Annotated in this window: 20 protein-coding genes; 4 read left to right on the top strand and 16 right to left on the bottom strand. The window is 44.0% G+C overall.

The genetic code is table 11. From position 1 onward, the window contains the following. Positions 1–34: 34 nt before the first annotated feature. Both nusA and rimP read right to left on the bottom strand, forming a co-directional pair. Positions 35–1,315 (bottom strand): transcription termination factor NusA, encoded by a 1,281-nt coding sequence (nusA, locus tag NXV01_RS06055; protein ID WP_117932414.1) that lies wholly within the window; start codon positions 1,313–1,315, stop codon positions 35–37. 2 nt (positions 1,316–1,317) lie between these two features. Further along, the gene (gene rimP / locus NXV01_RS06050; protein WP_148364166.1) at positions 1,318–1,785 is read right to left on the bottom strand and encodes a ribosome assembly cofactor RimP; all 468 of its coding nucleotides are present in this window, start codon (positions 1,783–1,785) and stop codon (positions 1,318–1,320) included. Positions 1,786–1,957: 172 nt separating this feature from the next. On the opposite strand from rimP, the gene NXV01_RS06045 reads away from it, so the two are divergent. Then, entirely contained in the window at positions 1,958–2,356 is a 399-nt protein-coding gene (locus tag NXV01_RS06045) for a hypothetical protein (RefSeq protein WP_148364167.1), read from the top strand. A gap of 123 nt (positions 2,357–2,479) precedes the next feature. On the opposite strand, the gene NXV01_RS06040 is transcribed toward NXV01_RS06045, so the two are convergent. Continuing rightward, positions 2,480–3,178, bottom strand: a complete 699-nt coding sequence (locus NXV01_RS06040; RefSeq protein WP_148364168.1) for a SprT family zinc-dependent metalloprotease — start codon at positions 3,176–3,178, stop codon at positions 2,480–2,482. 129 nt (positions 3,179–3,307) lie between these two features. Here NXV01_RS06040 and NXV01_RS06035 point away from each other — a divergent pair, with 129 nt between their 5' ends. Continuing rightward, the gene (locus NXV01_RS06035) at positions 3,308–4,090 is read left to right on the top strand and encodes a head GIN domain-containing protein (RefSeq protein ID WP_259021940.1); all 783 of its coding nucleotides are present in this window, start codon (positions 3,308–3,310) and stop codon (positions 4,088–4,090) included. A 168-nt stretch (positions 4,091–4,258) separates the two neighbouring features. On the opposite strand, the gene NXV01_RS06030 is transcribed toward NXV01_RS06035, so the two are convergent. The 9 genes from NXV01_RS06030 to NXV01_RS05990 form a co-directional block, all read right to left on the bottom strand. Then, on the bottom strand, positions 4,259–4,738 hold the full coding sequence (locus NXV01_RS06030; protein ID WP_259021938.1) for a hypothetical protein: 480 nt from the start codon (positions 4,736–4,738) through the stop codon (positions 4,259–4,261). After that, positions 4,728–5,237, bottom strand: a complete 510-nt coding sequence (locus tag NXV01_RS06025) for an RNA polymerase sigma factor (RefSeq protein WP_148364171.1) — start codon at positions 5,235–5,237, stop codon at positions 4,728–4,730. Before NXV01_RS06025 ends, NXV01_RS06030 begins: the two co-directional genes overlap by 11 nt. 61 nt (positions 5,238–5,298) lie before the next feature. Continuing rightward, on the bottom strand, positions 5,299–6,072 hold the full coding sequence (gene argB / locus NXV01_RS06020; protein WP_148364172.1) for an acetylglutamate kinase: 774 nt from the start codon (positions 6,070–6,072) through the stop codon (positions 5,299–5,301). A 122-nt stretch (positions 6,073–6,194) separates the two neighbouring features. Continuing rightward, positions 6,195–8,087 carry a biosynthetic arginine decarboxylase gene (gene speA / locus NXV01_RS06015; RefSeq protein WP_074558252.1) on the bottom strand — a complete coding sequence of 631 codons (1,893 nt, stop codon included), beginning with the start codon at positions 8,085–8,087 and terminating at the stop codon, positions 6,195–6,197. A 69-nt stretch (positions 8,088–8,156) separates the two neighbouring features. Continuing rightward, entirely contained in the window at positions 8,157–9,227 is a 1,071-nt protein-coding gene (locus tag NXV01_RS06010) for a hypothetical protein (RefSeq protein WP_217722649.1), read from the bottom strand. Positions 9,228–9,236: 9 nt separating this feature from the next. Then, positions 9,237–11,003 (bottom strand): HSP90 family protein, encoded by a 1,767-nt coding sequence (locus tag NXV01_RS06005; RefSeq protein ID WP_234131645.1) that lies wholly within the window; start codon positions 11,001–11,003, stop codon positions 9,237–9,239. Positions 11,004–11,012: 9 nt separating this feature from the next. Then, positions 11,013–13,511: a hypothetical protein gene (locus NXV01_RS06000; protein ID WP_259021936.1), complete on the bottom strand. Its 2,499-nt coding sequence runs from the start codon at positions 13,509–13,511 to the stop codon at positions 11,013–11,015. Between the two features lie 208 nt (positions 13,512–13,719). After that, positions 13,720–14,247 carry a shikimate kinase gene (locus NXV01_RS05995; protein WP_074558244.1) on the bottom strand — a complete coding sequence of 176 codons (528 nt, stop codon included), beginning with the start codon at positions 14,245–14,247 and terminating at the stop codon, positions 13,720–13,722. A 115-nt stretch (positions 14,248–14,362) separates the two neighbouring features. Beyond that, positions 14,363–14,965 (bottom strand): nitroreductase family protein, encoded by a 603-nt coding sequence (locus NXV01_RS05990; protein WP_148364260.1) that lies wholly within the window; start codon positions 14,963–14,965, stop codon positions 14,363–14,365. Positions 14,966–15,105: 140 nt separating this feature from the next. On the opposite strand from NXV01_RS05990, the gene NXV01_RS05985 reads away from it, so the two are divergent. Both NXV01_RS05985 and NXV01_RS05980 read left to right on the top strand, forming a co-directional pair. After that, a complete protein-coding gene (locus tag NXV01_RS05985; RefSeq protein WP_148364176.1) occupies positions 15,106–15,741 on the top strand; it encodes a viroplasmin family protein in 636 nt (211 codons plus the stop codon). A gap of 29 nt (positions 15,742–15,770) precedes the next feature. Then, positions 15,771–17,546, top strand: coding sequence for a glycosyltransferase family 39 protein (locus NXV01_RS05980; RefSeq protein WP_148364177.1), 1,776 nt, complete (start codon positions 15,771–15,773; stop codon positions 17,544–17,546). On the opposite strand, the gene NXV01_RS05975 is transcribed toward NXV01_RS05980, so the two are convergent. The 4 genes from NXV01_RS05975 to NXV01_RS05960 are packed head-to-tail and all read right to left on the bottom strand — an operon-like array spanning position 17,533 to position 21,718. After that, positions 17,533–19,512, bottom strand: a complete 1,980-nt coding sequence (locus NXV01_RS05975; RefSeq protein ID WP_259021934.1) for an LTA synthase family protein — start codon at positions 19,510–19,512, stop codon at positions 17,533–17,535. The two genes, NXV01_RS05980 and NXV01_RS05975, sit on opposite strands and share 14 nt — an antisense overlap. A gap of 46 nt (positions 19,513–19,558) precedes the next feature. Beyond that, complete coding sequence (locus tag NXV01_RS05970; RefSeq protein WP_259021933.1) at positions 19,559–19,978, bottom strand: GtrA family protein; 420 nt, start codon at positions 19,976–19,978, stop codon at positions 19,559–19,561. Continuing rightward, a complete protein-coding gene (locus tag NXV01_RS05965) occupies positions 19,962–20,918 on the bottom strand; it encodes a glycosyltransferase family 2 protein (protein ID WP_148364180.1) in 957 nt (318 codons plus the stop codon). The genes NXV01_RS05970 and NXV01_RS05965 overlap by 17 nt, the downstream gene beginning before the upstream one ends. Then, the gene (locus tag NXV01_RS05960; RefSeq protein ID WP_259021932.1) at positions 20,915–21,718 is read right to left on the bottom strand and encodes a polysaccharide deacetylase family protein; all 804 of its coding nucleotides are present in this window, start codon (positions 21,716–21,718) and stop codon (positions 20,915–20,917) included. Before NXV01_RS05960 ends, NXV01_RS05965 begins: the two co-directional genes overlap by 4 nt. Positions 21,719–21,730 lie beyond the last annotated feature (12 nt).

The raw sequence follows: 21,730 nt of genomic DNA, 5'->3' as shown, positions 1-21,730 counted from the left end.
TTATGTTGTATCGCAATTTTTTAATTTTTAATTTTTAATTTTCAATTGAAGAAGGATCTTCTTCTTCAAACTCCGATTTCAAAATGCGTATTACCTCGTCCACTGTCTCTTCTTCCAAGTCCGTCTTTTCAATCAACATCTCACGAGGAGCATTCAACACAGCCTTCGCTGTATCGATGCCGATAGCTTTGATAGCGTCGATCACCCATCCGTCGATTTCGTCTCTGAACTCGTCGAGATAGATATCTTCGTCAGCTACATTCTCATCCAACTCACGGAACACGTCGATAGTGTACTCAGTCAACATACTGGCCAGTTTGATATTCAAACCGCCTTTACCGATAGCCAGCGAAACTTCTTCCGGTTTGAGGAATACCTCTGCTTTCTTCTCTTCCTCGTTCAGACGAATAGAAGAAATCTTAGCCGGGCTTAAAGCGCGCTGTATAAACAATGAGATGTTCGATGTGTAATTGATTACGTCGATGTTCTCATTGCGAAGTTCACGAACAATGCCATGAATACGACTTCCCTTTACACCTACACAGGCTCCTACAGGGTCGATTCTGTCATCGTAAGATTCCACCGCGATCTTGGCACGTTCGCCGGGGATACGGGCAATCTTCTTGATGGTAATCAAACCATCATTAATTTCGGGTACTTCCATCTCGAACAAGCGTTGCAGGAAAACGGGAGAAGTACGTGACAAGATAATCTTAGGATTATTATTCTTGTTATCCACGCGGGCAACTACTGCACGAGCCGTCTCACCTTTACGATAAAAGTCGCTCGGGATTTGTTCGGTCTTAGGTAACAGCAATTCGTTTCCTTCATCGTCTAAAAGCAACATCTCTTTTTTCCAGATCTGATATACTTCCGCATTGATGATAGTACCTACCTTATCTATATATTTATTATAAATACTGTCTTTTTCGAGTTCCAGAATCTTGGAAGCCAGCGTCTGGCGAAGATTCAGGATAGCACGACGTCCGAACTTGGCAAAGATCACCTCGTCAGTCACCTCTTCACCTTCTTCGTAAGAAGCATCAATTTTCTGTGCCTCGCTCAACGAGATCTGCATATTCGGGTTAGTCAGATCTTCATCGGCCACAACTTCACGGTTACGCCATATCTCGAAGTCACCCTTGTCCGGGTTCACGATCACGTCGTAATTCTCATCGGTGCCAAACATTTTCGCGATTACGCTACGGAACGACTCTTCGAGTACGCTAACCATCGTCGTTCTATCGATATTCTTCAGTTCCTTAAATTCCGAAAATGTATCAATCAAGCTGATTGTTTCTTCTTTTTTGGCCATAACTATTTAAAGCTAATTAAGTATTTAGTATATTTTATTTGCTCATAAGTGAAGGTTTCGTCCTCTTCTACCAGTTTCGGACGCTTTGATCCTTCGGGTTTTACTTTCTTTTGTACGCCTACCGTAAACTTCTCTTCATCGGCATCTTTCAGTATGCCGGCCAACTTCCGTCCGTCTCCGGTCAGCACTTCCACCTCTTGTCCGATGTGGATATAATACTGTTGCAGAACTTTAAAGGGTTGTCCGATCCCAGCCGACCCTACTTCCAGTTCATAATCTTCCTCTTCGCGGTTCAGTTTCGACTCTATGAAGCGGCTAAGCTCCACGCAATCTTCGATCCAAACACCTTCTGCATGGTCTATTTCAACCACAATCTTGTCATCCGGGCTCACGGTTACCTCTACTAAAAAGTAGTCTTTTCCTTCCAGCCACTCTTCTACAATCTGACAAACAGTTTTCTTTTCTATCATTTATTAGCTATATAAGAACAAAAAAAGGAGCTTAATTGCCCCTCCACCTTTCATCCGTTTTCGGTTGCAAAGATATAAATAATCTGTTCGACTACAAAACATTAAAGAAAAAAAGTATGAATTAACAGTGCTATATTCGTATCTTTACGCCGTAATTCAAAAAATAACGACTATGGCACATCGTCTCAACACAAATAAACAGTTTATGGTAGGTAACGGGCTGCTTGCTTTTGCCGTCATTTTTGTCGTAGTTATTTTTGTCTATATGAGCATGCGACTACAACGGGAAAAGCAGGAAGAACGTCATTTTATCGAGAGCTATACAATCAGTCTGGTAAAGGGGTTTGCCGGAGATTCCATCTCTTTGTTTGTCAATGACAGTCTGATCTCCAACAAAACCATGTCGGAAGAACCTTACACAGTAGAAGTGGGACGTTTTGCCGAACAGAGCGCCTTGCTGATTGTAGATAATAACACAGAATTAGTGTCTACGTTTGATCTTAGTGAAAAAGGAGGGACTTATCAGTTCGAAAAAGAATCAGACGGAATTAAACAATTAGCCAAACAATAAGGGCATATTAACTAAGTTTGTGCCACCACGTTGGCACAACTATGCCATCGCATTGGCACGACTGTGCCAACGTGGTGGCACAAGTGTGACAATACGATGCCACTAATCCGGCAATGAAACATTCTAAATTTCCGTACGGTACTTTCTTAATTCTCCCCTTAAAGCCAATGCTTTTCCTTCTGTAAGCTGATTTAGCAACGCCCAAAATCGTTCGCTATGATTCATCTCACGCGTATGACATAATTCGTGCAACAACACATAGTCTATTAAATGAGAAGGCAGTAAAATCAGATAATAGGATAAATTAATATCTTTTCGAGCCGAACAACTTCCCCACCTGCCTTGACTGGAGTTTATTTTCACACTTGAATAGGGAAGTCCGCATTGCTTGGACAAGGAGGCCAAACGTGAAGGAAGGATACTTTTCGCATTCCGCCTCAACGATTCTTCGATTACCTTATGCAACCAGCTTTGCAGTTTCTCATCCGTAAAATCCGCATGAGGCGGACAAACTATTTCCATAACTCCCAACCGGGAATTAGCCAGAAACTGATCTTTTTCACCGGAAACCAAGGATAGTTTAAAGTGCTCCGCATCAATTTTATAATTCAGATCAATCAACGGCCGGGCTAGTTTTTGTCGGGAGGCCAGAAGTTTACCACGCAGATTCTCGACCGCCTGCTTCACTTCTTTCAATGTAGTGCCGGGAGGAACCGAAACATAAACAGCATCACTCTTTGTACGGAATACAAGACTCCTCGCACGTGAATTGACGCGCACTATCAGACGTCCCAATTCGTCATCTTCTATGATCTTATCCATTATAATCCTCCTATCAACAGGCACAAAAGTAATAAAAAAGAAGATTCTAATGAAAAACTTCGCGTAAGATGCAACTTTATATCAGACTCTTCCGTCTAACTGCCATATCAATCATAGAAAAACATAATTATGAAAACAAGTTTATTGCTCGTATTAGTCACCGGATTGTCTCTAGTACTTACTGCCGGCTCTTGCTTGCAGGGAAAACACGTAGTAGGCAGCAAGAACTACATCTCCCAAGAAGTAAAAGCCGACCACTTCAATGAAATCAAACTATTGGGAAGTGCCAATATCAGTTATCACCAAGATACACTCAGCCACGTTGAGATACATGGCTCCGATAACATTATACCACTTGTAGAAACGTATGTAGACGGCAATACATTAATTATTAAAATCAAGAAGAATGTCAGTATCCGGAAAGGGAAACTGGAAATAAAAGTTTTTGCTCCGGAACTGAATAAGCTAACGATTAATGGTTCGGGAAATATAAAATTAATCAATGGAATACAAACTTCTAAAGATATCGAGTTCCATATAAACGGATCGGGAAACATTCAGGGAGAAGGACTTAACTGCCGAAGAATGGCTGTTTCAATTAATGGATCGGGAGATGTAAGACTGCAACAAATTGAGAGTCAGGAATGTCAGGCAGGAATTTCCGGTTCGGGCAACATCAATCTTAAAGGCAAAGCCATTCAAGCAAAATATTCTATTAGCGGATCGGGAAACATTCAGGCTGCAGATTTAGAAGCAGAAAATACGGATGCAAGCATCAGTGGATCCGGAAACATCAGTTGCCATGCAAGTCAGAAGCTGGTTGCCCGCGTGAAAGGAAGTGGCGATATTGCCTATAAAGGCAATCCACAAGAAGTGGATGCTCCACGGAAAAACATACGGCAAATCAAATAAAGACAGTCTAAAACACATAAAAGGGCTACTGCATCGCGCGGTAGCCCATTTATTTAGTTAGTTTTAATCTAAAAATTTGAGAGAATTGAAAACTTCACAGTTTCGCCTTCGTTGTTGTTTTAATTAAGCACACTAACTATATTATATGTTTAAAGCAAATGAAAATGTCTATTCGTTTATAACTTGCACCTTGTGGTTGATCTTCGCCAAACTATCGGCTAAAACCTGTTCCGCTTTCACATCATTCGAGATAGCGACCGATGGTGCAGTTACTTGTTTACCAATGGTATCCGTTGCCAATACACTTCCGTCATCTCCGGAGAAAGAATGTTGTGCCACATTCCCCAAAGAAAGGATGATTGCAATCACGGCAGCGGCTTTGAACAGAGGAATAAAACGACCGGCCAGCGTCAAGCGTTTCGCTTTTACAACCGTAGGCTCCACCGCTGCCAGAATACGTGCATCAAAGTCTTCGCCCAGTCCTACTTCCTGCTGAACCTGTTGATAAACAAACAGGTTTTTATAGCGAAGCAAATGAGCCGGAACTTCCTCCTTTGCGAAGAAGTCGCGCAATGTTGCTTCCTCCTCAACGGAAGTTTCGCATTGCCAGTATCGCTCCAGGAGCTGTTCTATATCCTTATAATCCATATTCGTCAATTTCTAAGTACCTTTGTTTTACTTTTTGTCTGGCTCTGAAGAGGTTCACTTTGACTTGTTCCTCTGTCAGATTCAGCAACCCTGCAATTTTCTTATAGCTTTCACCTTCAATGTCCCTCAGTTGCATGATAAGCCGCTGTTTTTCGGGAAGTTCGTTTACCAGTCTATTAATAATGTTCATTCTTTCATCATGAATCATCTGGTCATACGGACTGTTTGCATCAGGTTCTTCCTCCATCTCGGGGGTGAGTTCCACGTTTTGAGCCTCTTTCTTTTGACTTCGATCTATCGCCAGATTCTTTGCCACTGTCAGGCAATAAGCTTCGACCGATTCAATTTGAGACCACTCATCACGCATCTTCCACACTCTTATCATGGTGTCCTGAACGACATCCTCGGCTTCGGCCCTATCCAGGGTGATTCTGAGAGCCAATCGAAAGAGTTTATCCTTCAACGGCAAAATATCGTTTCGGAAGCTGATTTCTTGCATCTCTATAATAATGACGGGCTAGGATATGAAAAGTTACAGTCGCCCACTACTTTTTTTTGAATTATTTTTTTATTCTTGTTCCACCAGTATCGTTAATCGCTGACGCTAAAGTGATTACCACTTCAGAGACTCCTGCATTTATTGCTTCAAAAGAATTCTCCAACTTGGGAATCATACCTCCCTGAATAACGCCATCAGCTACATATTGTTCAAATTCGGCACGGGTGATTTGGGGAATCACACTGTCATCATCATTCTCGTCACGCAACACGCCTTTCTTCTCAAAACAATATACCAATGTCACATCAAACAGCGTAGACAACGCTTTCGCTGTCTCCCCGGCAATGGTATCTGCATTCGTGTTCAGCATATTACCGTGTCCGTCATGTGTCAATGGAGCCATTACCGGAACCACTCCCTTATGTATCAAATCCGACAACAAAGTAGCATCCACCTTTTCCACATCACCCACAAAACCATAGTCCACCTCTTTCACCGGGCGTTTTACCGAACGGATCACGTTCATATCCGCTCCGGTCAATCCGAGTGCATTGACTCCGCGCGCTTGCAGGCCTGCCACAATATTTTTATTCACTAATCCGCCGTATACCATCGTTACGACCTTCAAGGTTTCGGCATCGGTAATCCGACGACCATTTACCATTTTGCTTTCAATACCCAGTTGTGCGGCAATCTTTGTAGCCGAACGGCCGCCGCCGTGAACCAATACTTTATGCCCAGCGATAGCGGCAAAGTCATTTAACAACTGACGAAGGGTGGCTTCCTCTTCTACGATTTTGCCACCCACCTTAATAACTGTTAGTTTTTCTCTCATTTCCTATTCTTATTTTAGGCACGGATTACACGGATTTCACGGTTTTAGTTGTGTGAGAACGTAAAGCAACCGTGAAATTATGCGAAGCCACCGTGAAATCCGTGTAATCCGTGCCTACTTATCTATTCCAAATAAGTATATCCGTAAAGCCCTGAACGATAGTTGGAGAGGAATTCTTTTCCTTCTTCCAAAGAAATCTTTCCCTCTTTCACAGACTTCGTCACCCAGGTTTCGAGTGTACGTACCAGTTTCTTCGGATTGTACTGTACATAGTCCAACACCTCCGCTACCGTTTCTCCGTCAATAATCTGTTCGATATTATATCCTTTCTCATTCACCGAAACATGCACGGCATTCGTATCACCGAACAAATTGTGCATATCTCCCAGAATCTCCTGATAAGCACCGACCAGGAACACAGCTACATAGTAGGGCTCCGTTTTTTTCAGTGTATGTACGGGCAGATAATGGGAAACGTTACGGGTAGAAATAAAATTAGCAATTTTACCGTCCGAATCACAGGTAATATCCTGCAAAGTAGCCGAACGTTCCGGTTTCTCATCCAGTCGCTGGATAGGCATGATCGGGAATATCTGGTCGATCGCCCAAGAGTCGGGAAGCGACTGAAAGAGCGAGAAGTTACAGAAATATTTATCGGCAAGCAATTTAGACAGTCCGCGGAATTCATCGGGCGCGTGCTTCAAACCACCGGCAATCTGATTAATCTCACGCGTAATAGACCAATACAGACGCTCAATTTGTGCACGGGTTTTCAGATCTACGATTCCATGACTGAACAAGTCCAGCGCTTCCTCCCTGATCTGCTGCGCATCATGCCATGCTTCCAACATCTTGTTCTGATTCAGTGTATCCCAGATACCATACAGTTCCTGCACCAGTTCATGAGCATCCGGAGCAATCTCTTCCTCGTCATCCCATTCGGGCAAGGTAGCAGTTTCAAGTACCTCAAAGATAAGAACGGAATGATGTGCCGTCAGTGCACGTCCACTCTCCGTTATGATATTCGGGTGTGGGATGCCATTTTTATCGCTCACGTCCACCAGAGTAGAAATAGAGTCGTTTACATATTCCTGAATGGAATAATTCACGCTACCTTCACTATTAGACGAACGGGTTCCGTCATAATCCACTCCCAGTCCACCACCAATATCGACAAATTCGACGTTGAATCCCATCGAATGCAGCTGCACATAGAATTGTGAAGCCTCACGCAAAGCCGTTTTGATACGACGTATCTTTGTCACTTGACTGCCGATATGGAAATGAATCAGTTTCAGACAATCCTTCAACCCTTTGCTATCCAGAAAGTCGAGCGCTTCGAGAAGTTCACTGGAAGTCAAACCGAATTTGCTGGCATCCCCTCCCGACTCTTCCCACTTTCCGCTCCCGGAAGAAGCGAGTTTGATACGTATGCCGATGTTAGGCTGCACATTCAGCTGTTTTGCCATCTTTGCAATCAGCTTCAGTTCGTTCATCTTCTCTACAACGAGGAAAATACGTTTACCCATTTTCTGGGCAAGCAAAGCCAGTTCAATATAGCTTTCGTCTTTATATCCGTTACATACAATTAATGAGTCAGAATCCGTATTGACAGCAATCACCGCATGGAGTTCCGGTTTGGAACCGGCTTCCAGTCCGAGATTGAACTTCTTTCCATGGCTGATAATCTCTTCCACCACGGGGCGCATCTGGTTGACTTTAATCGGATAGATAATAAAGTTCTCGGCTTTATAACCATACTCCTCGGCTGCCTGTTTAAAGCAGGACGACATCTTCTCAATACGGTTGTCCAAAATATCCGGAAAACGCACCAGCATGGGAGCTGCCACATCACGCAATTGTAACTCATCGACCAGTTCTTTCAAATCGACAGACACCCCGTCTCTACGAGGTGTAACAACAACATGACCCTTGTCATTAATACCAAAGTACGAGGTGCCCCAACCTGTGATGTTGTAGAGTTCCTCAGAATCTTCAATACGCCACTTTCTCATTTTCTGTTATTCAGTGTTTTTAGTAAATAATTGGACGGCAAAAATACGGATTAATCTACATGTTGGCAATTAATTAGACATTAAATCTTTCAAACGGTCCAGATAACCACTATTTCCGTTACGGGCGTCATAGCGATGTGCCAGCTCCTCTGCCTGTTGATAGAAATAATTGCGAAGTTCGTTTACCTGATAAATTCCATCCGGACGATAAAGAGGAAACTCTTCCGGCAAAGACAACGAGACTTCCGGACGAGTTTCATACTTCAAAGCCTCTACCATATCACAGGAGAAACGATAACTCTTCAACGTATTCGTACGCAAACTCCAACCGATACACCGTTCGACATATTCCCAAGCCCTTTCCGGCTTCGTCATCATATAATAGGCAATAAACAATCCCAGATAGAGCAAAAGATATTCATCCTTCTCCCTTCCTACCAACGCTTCTTCGGCACGTGCACACATATCAGCGGCAATTTCCGGTTTACCTGCTTTCTGCGCATAATAAGAAAGTTTCAAGTAGGCCCGCAGATTAGCCTCATAACAAGTGACCTGCTTATTAATCAACGGTTGCGCGCGGCTGTAAGCCTCATCAAACTGTCCTGTTTCCAGATAATAATCCAGCATAAAGTTCAATTCACAAGCCTCACACGACTGATCGTCTATCTTCTCATTCAACATTTTATCAATGTATTCTTTCGCCTTGTCATACTGCCGCATCCAGACACATTCCACAGACCAGCGGTGAAAATAACTCCGCAAAGAATATCCGTTCCGGAGGATACGGGTTTTATAATCCTCCCCGACTGCCTGCACCTGTTCCATCGGAATCTCCGGAAGATCGAACGTACAAGCCCATATCCACTTATATTTCCACAACAAGTCATCTTCCTTGATCACATCCTTGTGATTCTCGTAATCATCCAGAATTTTAGAGAACACGGTAATCTCCTCAGCATCCGCCGAGAGAAGATTCAGTTCATAAATAAGATCCAGTCTCATCTCCGTAGCCCATTCCACATCTTCGTTCTCATCAGCGATACGGATGGCTTCTTTCAACAGATTGGCTTTTTCGCGGGGATGCAGGTTCTTATTCTGTGTCTGCAACAGCAATTTTTGTATTTCAAGTGTGTATCTCATTCTCTTTCTTTAATTCAGGAAATTTATAAAATCATTCATTTTCGAAGTCATCAGTTCACTTAGCGAATGGTTGAAAAGCTCCATTTCTTCGCTGTTTACCGGATATTTACCTTGCAGAAGCGACTGTACATACAATATATGCACCACATGCTGAAACAGTTTATTGTCTCCTTGTATTTGCAATAAGGTCTGCACCATTTCATTATCCGCATTGAAAGTGAGTGTCGGCGGAATCTGCTTTGCAGTATTCACAGCCCCCAACACAGCCGCCAACGGGTTATTAGCACTTTTAGCGGCATTCTCCTTTTCCTCCGCCACAAAAATAACCGGAATATCTACCGGAGTAAAATGCTTCAGACGACAGATACAGCCAAACCGTTTCAACAGTTCGTTCGCTTTCACCTCAAAAGCCTGAGATTCCTGGTTCGCCTCCACTTCACCAAACTGCTCCAGCAACCGTGAAGGAGATATTTCATCCAAAGTAAGTTCCGGATTCAGACGGACATACTTTTTCAACAAAGTTTCATCAAACGTATAAGCAGCATTCACGACCAGCCAACCCTGTGCTCCGGCTATACGCCGCACTTGCCGGAAATCCTCCAGATTCTTGGTATAACATATCACATTGCTTGCCGAACGAATATTTCCAAAGCTACGCAACCCCTTATTGGTTTCAAAAGGAAGGTAATCCATAAACAAACGGAGCAATTCATTATCCTCCGAAGCAATCGCCTTGATATGAAAGTGATGAACATCCAGAATCCGGTTGAACATGGCACGGTCATTCTGCACCAATCCCCGCAGATAATCCTTGATAGCCACCCCGATTTCTTTTCGGGCATCCTTCAGCTGGTCATTACTCACCAAAGACTCCCGGGAAGCAGTAGACAGCAACCCGTCCGCATTCACCAGACAACGGATAAAGAAAGCCCACGACGGCAACAGATTGCAATCATCCTCGCTCAACAGCATACGCTTGAGATAGACCTTATGAGAGTTACGCACTGAAAATTGCGTACGGAAAGGCAGGACATAAAGCACCCCTTCCACTTTGCCGCTTTCAGTATAGATCCGGAAAGCATCGAGAGCAGACGACTGAAACACTTTCGCCCCATAATCCAGCAACTCCTTACGAGTCGCCTTCGGGTCAAGCCATACAGGTGAAGGCGTATTTACCAACTCCTCCTCCCCCTGATAATGCAGATAGATAGGATACGGCAACACTTCCCCGTAACTCACCAGTATCTTCTTAAACGTTTCATATTCAAAAAGATGCATCCAGTCTCCTTTCGGGTGCAATACCACCTGCGACCCGATGGGCCGTTCTTCGTCTGATAAAGTCAGCTGATACGTCCCATCCACTTTTCCACACCAGCAAACAGGTTGTCCGCCCATTGCCGAACGGCTCTCTACGGTGATTTCATTAGTCACCACAAAACAAGACAACAATCCGATACCGAACCTTCCGATAAAATCGTCCGCATCGGGAGTATCCCGCTTTGAACTCTCCCCGATAACAGTCAGAAAACGATAAACTTCCTCCTCTTTCAGTCCGATACCATTATCCCGGAATACCACTGTCTTGTCCTCATTCAGAAAGACATCGATGCGACCTTTGTAATTCTCGTCAATATTGCGTAGTGCCGTGATGGCATCTACACAATTCTGCAACAGTTCGCGAACAAAAGTATTCGGATTACTATAAATGTGCTCTGATAACAGGGCAATCATACCTTTAAGATTGACCTGAAACAGATTATTTCCTTCTTTTTCCATGTTCCTCTTCTACTTCCTCCTCCTTCCGGTGATTTTAAGAGCTTTCTCATTGCCATTCTCTGCGGCCTTTTCGAACCACTCCATGGCTATTTCATCGTTTTCTTCCACACCATTTCCTGTCAGATAGGCATTTCCAAGTTCAAATTGTGCTTTATCGTTGTTTTTCTCGGCAGCTTTCAGCAACCATTGCACCGCAGCTTCCGGATCAGGGTTACAACCTTCGCCATACATCATCATCTTACCCAGATAATAAGTCGCAGCGATATTCTCATGCCCCGCCGCATCCGTAAACCAGCGATAAGCTTCGGCATAATTCTGCTTCACACCTACTCCGTTATAATAGCAAAGTCCGGTACGATACATACTCATCGTATTCCCATTATCCGCAGCCAGTGTATAATATTTAAAAGCCTCCGTTTCATTATCTTCCACTCCGATACCCATTTCATAACAGATACCCAGTCCTTCACTGTACCATTCATACTCGGCAGCTTTCTTGAAATAAGCAAAAGCCTTTTCCGACTCATTCAGGCTGTCATAATCATACAGATAATACTCACCCATACGCAACATAGCCATCGGAATCTCATTAGCCACCGCCTTGTCATACCATTCCACAGCCGTTTTATTATCTTCCAGACAGGGACCGCAACCGAAGAAATAATAATCTCCCATCTTAAACTGCGCATAACCATAGTCCTGCTCGGCAGCCTTCATCATATATTCCACTGCCTTTTGAGGATTCTCTTCCACGCCATTGCCGTTCTCATAAGCCATCCCCAATTCGGTCAGACAACGGGCTTCATTCTTTTCCGCCCCTTTACTAAACCATTCGAGTGCCTTATCCCAGTTTTCTTCCGTCCCGATACCTTCTCTATAGCAACGTCCCAAAGCAAAGATCGCATCATTATCGTCCGCTTCAGCCGCCTTTGTATACCAAGCGAAAGCCTCTTCCGGTTTCACTTCGCCAAGAACACCCTTTTCCATATAAAGTCCTACACGGAACATTGCATAAGGATAACCCTGTTCGGCCGCCTTGCTAATCAGTTCAAAAGACTTTTCATAGTTCTTCTCCACTCCATCGCCATTCTCATATAAGAATGCCAGTTCCACAAGGGCAAAGCAAGCACCCAGTTCGGCCGCTTTTTCATAATATTCCCTTGATTTTACAGGGTCCTTCACACCACTATATCCATTAGCCAGATAAAGAGCCACACGGCAATACCCATCGGCATTATTCAGCGAAGCCGCCTTTTCATAATACTCCAATGCCTTCGCATAATCCGGTTCTTCAGACAAGAAGCCACGTTCATACATCCAGCCCAAACGATAAGCTGCACTTCCCGAACCCAATTCAATGGCTTTCTCCAACAACTCTTTCGCGCGATTCATGTCTTCCGGCACCAAATCACCGTTGAAATAGATATTGGCCAGTCCTTCGATACCTTGTATGTAATCATCCTCCACGCAGCGGTTCAGACACATCAGTCCACGTTCCACGTCCTTATATTCATCATTATACAGGTAGATCAATGACAGTTCATACGCACTGTATGGTTCACAATAAAGCATGCCCTTTTCCAACCACTCAATCGCCTTAGGTATATCCAGCCATTCCTCTTCCTGATAGTTATATCCCAGGAAATTGGCGGCAGACCACACACCGGCATGCCAGGCCTTTTCCCAAAGTTCGAAACTCAGTTCTTTCGGTTTATTCAGTTCCGGATAACGGAAATAAAGCGTAGCCAGATTTTTAAGACTATAAAGATTGGGAACAATTTCCAGAGCTTTTTCGTAGTAAGCAGCTTCCTCTGCCACGTTACCTTCCGCCCTGTCGAGCGCATCTCCCAACGACGCATATACATGAGCACGCAAACGTTCACCTTCAGGCAGTTCGGCAAGCAGGTCATTCCGTATCTGTAATGCCTTTGCTTTATCTCCTGTAAATTCTTCGACAAAAGCACGATAATGCTTTCCCCACCAAATAGCTTCGGGAGAAGTGAGAGCGGCAAAACGCCGTTCCCCCTCTTCTTTATCTTGTTCACAATAAAATCCCATGTATCGCCAATAGGCAACAGTTGCTTCCGCTTCAGCCCACCCCATATCGGCAGCTTTCTCGTAGTATGGAAACAAATAACTCATATCCCGCTTTCCATAACGGGCTTCAGAATATTGTGCACCTTTCTGCGCCCATCCCGCACCGCTAAACTCTGCTACACGGTCGCATACCTGCATCACCTTTTCCCACCAGAATTCATATTCTTCCGCATTGAGACCGACCTCTACGTTACAGTCAAAAGCACTGAATATCAGTTCAAAAAAATCTTCTGTTAATTTCTCGTCTTCTTTTGTGTCCAAAGCATATTCACATACAGCCAATGCTTCCCACCAGTTTTCCGCACTTAATAATGAAGCCGGTGTATACTGCGGAAACCATCCCCTTGCAGGTTGTCCGGATGCTTTAATTTTAGCGGATAACTCCCCAAATTTCTCTTTTAAAGTTTTCATGATATAGACTTTACCTTAATTTTGTGTCACTAGTCAATAAAAATCTCATAACGAGTGCAAGGTACAAATATTGACCGAATGCACAAACAAGAGTCTTAAAAAAGATAAGACTGATATACTATTTAGGCACGGATTACGCGGACTGCACTGTTACTCTATCATACAGATATTTAGAGGAACCGTGAAATCCGTGTAATCCGTGCCTATTTTATAATCCCAAAAGTTGTCGTAACCGTTGCACCGATGTTTCAATCTGCCAACGGTCTTCCAATTCGTCTGCATTAAAGATATATTGAGCCTGGTGATAAAAAGGAGCCCGCTTCTCCAGTGCCTGAATAATGAACGCTTTCAGTTCTTCATCCTCTTTCCCTTGAAGAATAGGACGTTGCTGCTTAGCCACACGCAAACGCCTGAAAAGCACATCCGGATGCACATCGAGAAAAACCGTCTTTCCGGTCCGGTTCATAAACTCCATATTATCATAAAAACAAGGCGCTCCACCTCCCGTCGAGATTACCACATTCTCAAACTCGGCTACTTCATGGAGCATATTTCTCTCCAGCTCCCTGAATCCTGTTTCGCCTCGTTCAATGAATAATTCTCCAACGGTTTTGTGAAAACGCTCTTCAATATACCAGTCCAGATCAATGAACGGTATATCCATATGCCGGGCAAAAGCCTTACCCAACGTCGTTTTTCCGGCACCCATATAGCCGGTAAGGAAGATACGAACCATAAATGATTAATTTTGCTCACAAAATTAATCATTTAATGAAGAATGAAGAATGAAGAATAAAGAATTTTAGCCATTATGTCATCCAATTCTTCATTATTCCTTCTTTATTTCCGATTTATTTAAAGATTCTCACCCGTTCTTCAAGCGGCTGGAATTCTTTTTCACCCGGTTTGCCGACAGGAAGTCCGAACGGCATTTCCGCAATCAGATGCCAATGTTCCGGCAAATCCCATGCACGGCGCACTTCTTCATCAATCAACGGGTTATAGTGTTGTAGCGATGCTCCGAAACCTACATCTTCAAGCATTACCCAGATAGCTAACTGGTGCATGGCAGAAGTCTGCAATGACCATCCCGGAAAATTCTCCTGATAAGACGGGAAAGCCTCCTGAAGCCCTTTCACAACCTTCTGATCCTCAAAAAACAACACAGTGCCATAACCACAGGCAAACGAATGATCTATCTTCTCTTCTGTCTTGACAAACGCTTCGGCCGGCACAATCTTCTTCAATGCATCCTTCACGATCTGCCACAATTTCTGATGCGATTCTCCCAATAGAAGTACCACACGGGTAGATTGCGAATTAAATGCCGACGGCACGTGGCGCACAGTCATATTAACGATACATTCGATCTCCTGATCGGATATAGGTGACTGATTAGTAATTGAATAGTAAGTTCGACGTTGTTTCAAAGCTTCACTAAAAGATCTTTCCATCATGGTTCCTTTCTTATTTTATATTCTTAAAACTCTCTTTTTTTTATAACAAGTAGCCCCCCTAACTTGTTCAGTTAGAGAATATATTTGTACCTTCGCAGCGTCAATTCATTGACTATCTAAAATTATCGTCGGAAAAAATGGCTAAACAGAAATTTTATGTAGTATGGGAAGGTGTCACACCCGGAGTTTATACTTCCTGGACAGACTGCCAACTTCAAATCAAAGGATATGAAGCTGCCAAATACAAATCATTTGACACGCGCGAAGAAGCGGAACGCGCGTTGACAATGTCTCCCTATGCTTATATCGGCAAGAACGCAAAGGCTAAATCAGGAGGTCCCAAACCTTCTTCAGATACTTTACCTTCTTGTGTGATCGACAATAGCCTGGCTGTCGATGCGGCCTGTAGCGGTAATCCGGGACCGATGGAATATCGCGGCGTACACATTGCCAGCCGTCAGGAGATTTTTCATTTCGGCCCGATGAAGGGAACAAATAATATCGGTGAGTTTCTAGCCATCGTACACGGCTTGGCTTTGTTGAAGAAGAAAGGTTTCGATATGCCCATTTACAGCGACAGCGTGAATGCCATCAGCTGGGTGCGACAGAAAAAGTGCAAGACCAAACTTCCCCGGACTCCGGAAACAGAAGAACTGTTTCTACTAATTGAACGGGCGGAGAAATGGTTGCAAGGAAACACCTATACTACTCGTATCCTGAAATGGGAAACCAAAGAATGGGGAGAGATTCCGGCCGACTTCGGCAGAAAATAAAAGAACATAAATTTCAATATAAGAAAAAGATGAAAACATTGACTTCAAGCAAAGCTTTCTGGCTGTTACTAGTCATTTGCGTAGTTACCATCCTGCCTTTCCTCGGTTTATCGGAGTACCACACCAAAGGGGAGCCTCGTGAATCTATCGTCTCCTACTCCATGCTGGATAGCGGGAACTGGATTTTACCCAGAAACAACGGAGGAGAAATGGCTTACAAACCGCCTTTCTTCCACTGGAGCATTGCTGCTGTCTCGGCAGCAGTAAACGGAGGGCAAGTCACAGAAATGACCTCCCGCTTGCCGTCTGCCATCGCCTTGATTGCCATGACTCTCTGCGGCTTTCTGTTCTTTGCCAAAAGAAAAGGAGTGGAACTGGCGCTGTTAGCCGCCTTTATTACCCTGACTAATTTTGAACTGCATCGGGCCGGAGCAAACTGCCGGGTAGACATGGTATTGACAGCTCTCACCGTTGGCGCTCTTTATTGTCTCTACAAATGGTATGAGAAGGGGCTTAAAGGTATTCCCTGGCTGGCCATTCTCCTGATGAGTTGCGGCACACTGACTAAAGGGCCGGTAGGTACTATCATTCCATGTTTGGTTGTAGGCATCTTTTTATTACTCCGGGGTGTCAACTTCTTCAAAGCATTCCTGTTACTTTCCGCCTGGGCCATTCTTTCACTCATCCTGCCTTTCTGCTGGTATGTCGCTGCTTACCAACAAGGCGGAGAAGAATTTCTGGCATTGGTTATGGAAGAAAATCTCGGTCGTATGACCAATACCATGAGTTATGATTCATGTGTGAACCCCTGGCATTATAATTTTGTGACCTTGTTTGCCGGATACGTTCCCTGGACACTGTTAGTCGTGCTCTCCCTGTTCAGCCTGACTTACCATAAATTCAGCATCCAACCTGCCGCGTGGTGGAAACGTTTCACCACATGGATAAAGAATATGGACCCGGTGGATTTATTCTCTTTCACCAGCATCGTCGTAATCTTCGTCTTCTACTGTATCCCGCAGAGCAAACGTAGTGTATATCTGATGCCGATCTATCCTTTCATTGCTTATTTCCTTGCCAAATATCTATTCTATCTGGTTAAGAAGCAATCCAAAGTCATCAAGGTATACGGAAGTATTCTTGCAGTAATCAGCCTGTTACTGTTCACCTGCTTCATCGTATTAAAATGCGGACTCATCCCCGAAACGATTTTCCACGGTCGCCACGCACAAGACAACATTAATTTCATGCGTGCCATACAGAATATCAACGGAGCAAGAGCCTTGATACTGATTGCCATTCCTACCATTCTCGGTATCTACTGGTGGTTCTATCAACGGAAAAATGCATTAAGCAACCGCTTCCTGTATGCCCTCGTTGTGCTAACAATGGGATTATACCTTGCACTGGACGGTGCTTACCAACCGGCGGCATTAAATTCGAAATCGGTGAAATTCATCGCTGCAGAAATAGAAAAGGTTGCGCCGGAAAACGAAGGGACTATGTATGAGTTCATTGAAGAAAGTCTGCATGCAGCAGGTGACCCCGTACATTACTTCGAACTCAACTTCTATCTGCGCAACCGTCTCGACAACTTCTACCGGAAACGTCCTTCGGAAGGTTTCTTGTTAATCGGCACGAATGATGCAGAGAAATATCTTCCCGAATTCGAGAAAGAAGGGTATCAGTTTGAGCAGGTGTATGAATCTCCCAAACGAGTACTCCGGCAAATAGCCAAGGTATACAAGTTCGTTAAAAAACAACAGCCTGAAAATACCGAAACGACTACTCCTATTGTTGAGTGAAAGGTATAGAATTAAGCGTTTTTCCATGCTTCACAAGGAACTCCGCCGATTGGAGCATGGAAAAACTATATTCTTTCAAAGGCAAAAAGCTATCATCCATCGGAACAGCATTCAATTTGCCGTTACCTATATGATAAGTAAGTTCCTGCTGAGTCTCGTAATTATAAAGATAGAGTAACGTATCATTGCGTCCCACCACCATATTGTCAGCAGTATAGAACATACAGGGACGTTCTTCCTTCAACAAGTCTACCCCAAAATTATTCTGTAAATAATCAATATTCAACAACCCTAATATCGTTGGCTGTATATCTACCTGACCGCCAAATGTAGTTTTCTCTTCCGGCTGAATACGGCTGGAGTAAATCATCAGCGGAATATGGTTATAAGACTCCGGCAATTCACATTCGGCGTCTCCCACCAGTTTGCCATGATCCCCTTCCAATACGAATATCGTATTATCAAACCAGGGTTGTTTACGCGCCTCTTCAAAGAACTGGCGCAAAGCCCAATCCGCATACTCAACGATCTGCGTCTCCGGTTCACTTGTTTTCGGATGGAAGAAAGGAGGTATCACATACGGCGGATGATTACTGATGGACAGTAACGTAGCAAAAAACGGTTGTCCGGTAGCAGCCCGCTGATTCAATACCGGAATTGCGTAGTCATACAAGAAATCATCCTGCACTCCAAAGCTATTCACCACCTTATCAGCCGGATAGTTTTCTTGTGAGAACACTTCATCATAGCCGTTTGTCCGGAAGAAAGCGTTCATATTATCATACTGCCCTTCATGCGTCATAAAGAAAAGGTTGTAATAGCCGTTTTCTTTCAATACGGTAGGCAGTCCCGAATAGCGGGGAATGACAGAGCCTTTCATCAGGTTCCGTTTCATCATAGCGGGAAAAGAATACAAGGTAGCATACAAACCGTGGTTCGTATGGATTCCTGCGGAATAGAAATTGCGGAAACTGATAGAACGGGTATACAGGCTATCCAGGAAAGGAGTCAAGGTCTCCGATTGCCCGAAATGCTTCATAAACTTGCAGGACATAGACTCCATCATAATCAATACAACATTAGGACGGTGCCGTTGTACGCTATCCGTCATCGAAGGATGCCTATAAACAGCCAGCGGTGACACATTCGCTTCCCCCGGCCGGTTGAGCAGAGCCTGCGCCTTAGTGATTGCTTCCTGTTCATCCATCAGATGCAAGTATTTATTTTCAGGCCGCATATCATCCATCACGCTTGTCAGCAGATTAAAGGTAGGGCTTACTCCCAGCTGATTGAGAAAAGCGTCCTGACAGAAATATGCCGCACTCACTTTGATCGGATTATACCCTGTACGTCCCCGGATTCCAAAGATGCAGAGTCCGATTAAACAGGCTCCGATCAGAACCGCCCCTCCTCGCTTCCAATAAGGAAACGGAGCAGAAATGGTAAGGCTACGATGATGGAAATAACGCGCCAGATAGATAAGCCAAGCTACGAATCCGCCCAGAAGGAGAAGAAATAATCCGATGGACAGATAATAGGCACTTTCACCCAATATCATTCCGGCGGTAGTTCCCGCATAACCGAACCATTCGAATATGGAAGAATTGATATGTTTAAAGAAATAGGCAAAATAAGGAATGTCTGACGCACTGATTAAATAAACCAATCCATAAAAGACACTGAAAAAGATCGTAAAGAAACGGAACAACGCTTTCCCATAATAGTTGCAAACTCCACACACCACTGCAACTACCAGAGGCAACAGAAGTATGTAACAGCCTATCACATTGTCAAACCAGACACCATGCACAAAAGCAAGCATCGAAAGTGTCTTATCCGACAAGGCTTCAGAGGTCAACTGATGATAAGATGAGATGAAAAGTACCAGGCGAAACAGTCCTGCGACCAGCAAAGCCGAAACATGTATGGCAAGTATATATACAACAAGATTTAGAAAACGTTTCATAATAGCCTTTTCTTTTTATGAATTAAATAAAAGGGGTTGAATAGTGTTATTTCCTCCCTTTATAGATATAAACGAAATGAAGAATCAGGAAATTGACAGGCACCACGATAATCATTACCAGTATCGGTGCAAGCAGTTCACCCGCGCCTATCCAAAGGAAGAGATTCAGCAAACCGATCTCAAGCAGGTAATTAATCAGATGACTAAAACCAAAGCCAATCGCATTATGCGAGGATGGCTTGGAACGAAAGGTAAAGAAAGTTGTCAGGAAGTAGTTGCAGACAAATCCCACAGCATAACCGGCCGTAAAGGAGATATTGGCATTCGCAACCAACAAGACCAGGCAATATACGCCGTAATGAATGGCCGAAGATATAGTGCCGACAACTCCAAAACGAACAAACTGCCAGAACTTATCCCGCCAATCCGGGTACTTCTCAAGTATAGCCTTACTTATTCTGATCATCGTACAACACTTCTTCCACGTTATAGAGCGGACGACGTTTTACCTCTTTATAAATCTTGCCAATATACAGTCCGACAGCTCCTATGGATAATAAAACAACTCCGCCTACAAACCAGATTGATAACATCAAAGAAGCCCAGCCATGTTCCGCAGTACCCGAAATCAATGCGTAAAGAACATAGATTCCAATCAAAATACTGATAAAAACAAAGATACCTCCCAGATAAACAATTCCGTAAATAGGCTTTACCGAGAAAGAGGTTATCCCGTCCAAAGCCAGACTGAACATCTTTCTCACTGTATATTTGGAAGTTCCGGCTGTCCGTTCCCGGATCACATCATCTACCGTAGTAGAAGGGAAGCCGAGCAACGGGATAATACCACGCAGATAGACATTGCGTTCCTGATAATGAGACAACTGTTCCAGCACTCTCCGGCTTAGAAAACGAAAATCCGCATGATTGTAGATAGTCTCTACTCCCATCCGGTGCTGTAGTTTATAAAAAGCAGTTGCGGAAAGACGTTTCAGCATCGGGTCTGCCTGACGGGATACTTTCACCCCATATACTACATCATATCCTTCCGTATAGGCATCGATCATCTCCTCAATCGCATTCAGATCATCCTGCAAATCGGCATCCATGGTAATAACGGCATCACTCCAGTCTTTAGCGGTCATCATACCCGCCATGATTGCATACTGATGTCCTACGTTCCGTGCCAGATTCATTCCTTTTATATAAGGATTCGTCCCGTGCAGTTTCTTAATGATGCTCCATGTACGATCTTTACTGCCATCATTCACAAAGAGCACAAAGCTGTCGGCACTGATCTTCTCTTTCGCCACCAGTTCATCAAACAAGGCTGTCAAACGGGCGGCCGAATCTTCCAACACTTCCTCCTCATTATAGCAGGGGGATACAATAGCCAATTTTATCATTTTTCGTCCGGTTTATTCAGTTCAGCCAGTTTTATCTGTGCAAATTCCGAGTAAGTCATAAAAGCATATCCTTTTTCTTTCAGTTTGCGGATCAGCCTATCCAGACGTTCCTCCATTCCCTTACCGGAATGATTGCGGATAATAAAAGGCATCTTAAATTCAGGATGTTCACCCAACGGGTAGAATTCCCACGGGTGGAAATAAGTCACAAAATATCCGTCATGCTTCAATACCCGGTTTACCAGGAGTTGATACAGCCACATCGGCAGATTATGACAAGACAACCAAAATAGCGGGAAGCGAATCCACGGAGTTACAGAAGCCGGGATTTGAAGTAACTTACCCGTCATAAAGCAGGTACGCGGCTCCGACAAATGCATATATCTTCCGGGGATAAATGCGGGATTCAATGAGGAGTTATATACATACCCCATCCGTTCAAGTTCCGTATCTGATACGGGGAACATACGCGGCTGGCGATAGCCTTGTATCGTCCTGCCGGTAAGGCGTTCCAGAATTTCTTTTGAACGACTGACATCCGAAGCCTGTGGCCGCCAATGGTCACATCCATGCGCAGCAACTTCATGTCCCTCGTCCATAATGCGCCGCATCACTTCCGACGCATTTTCTGCAAAATTGCTTGTACAAAAGAAAGTAGCTTTCACCCCGTTGTTTTTCAGGCAGTCCAGTATCCGGTTCGTACCATAGACTGACACTTTCATTGCTTCATCCAGCGGAAAGTCTACACCATGCTCACGAGGTACATCAAATTCTTCCGTATCAAAACTTAATAATATCATTGCAATATCAAG

It is taken from the genome of Bacteroides sp. BFG-606 (genome assembly GCF_024788145.1).
GTDB lineage: Bacteria > Bacteroidota > Bacteroidia > Bacteroidales > Bacteroidaceae > Bacteroides > Bacteroides vicugnae.
The sequence above is the reverse complement of the archived record's forward strand: the minus strand, read 5'-3'. Positions and strand labels throughout refer to the sequence as shown.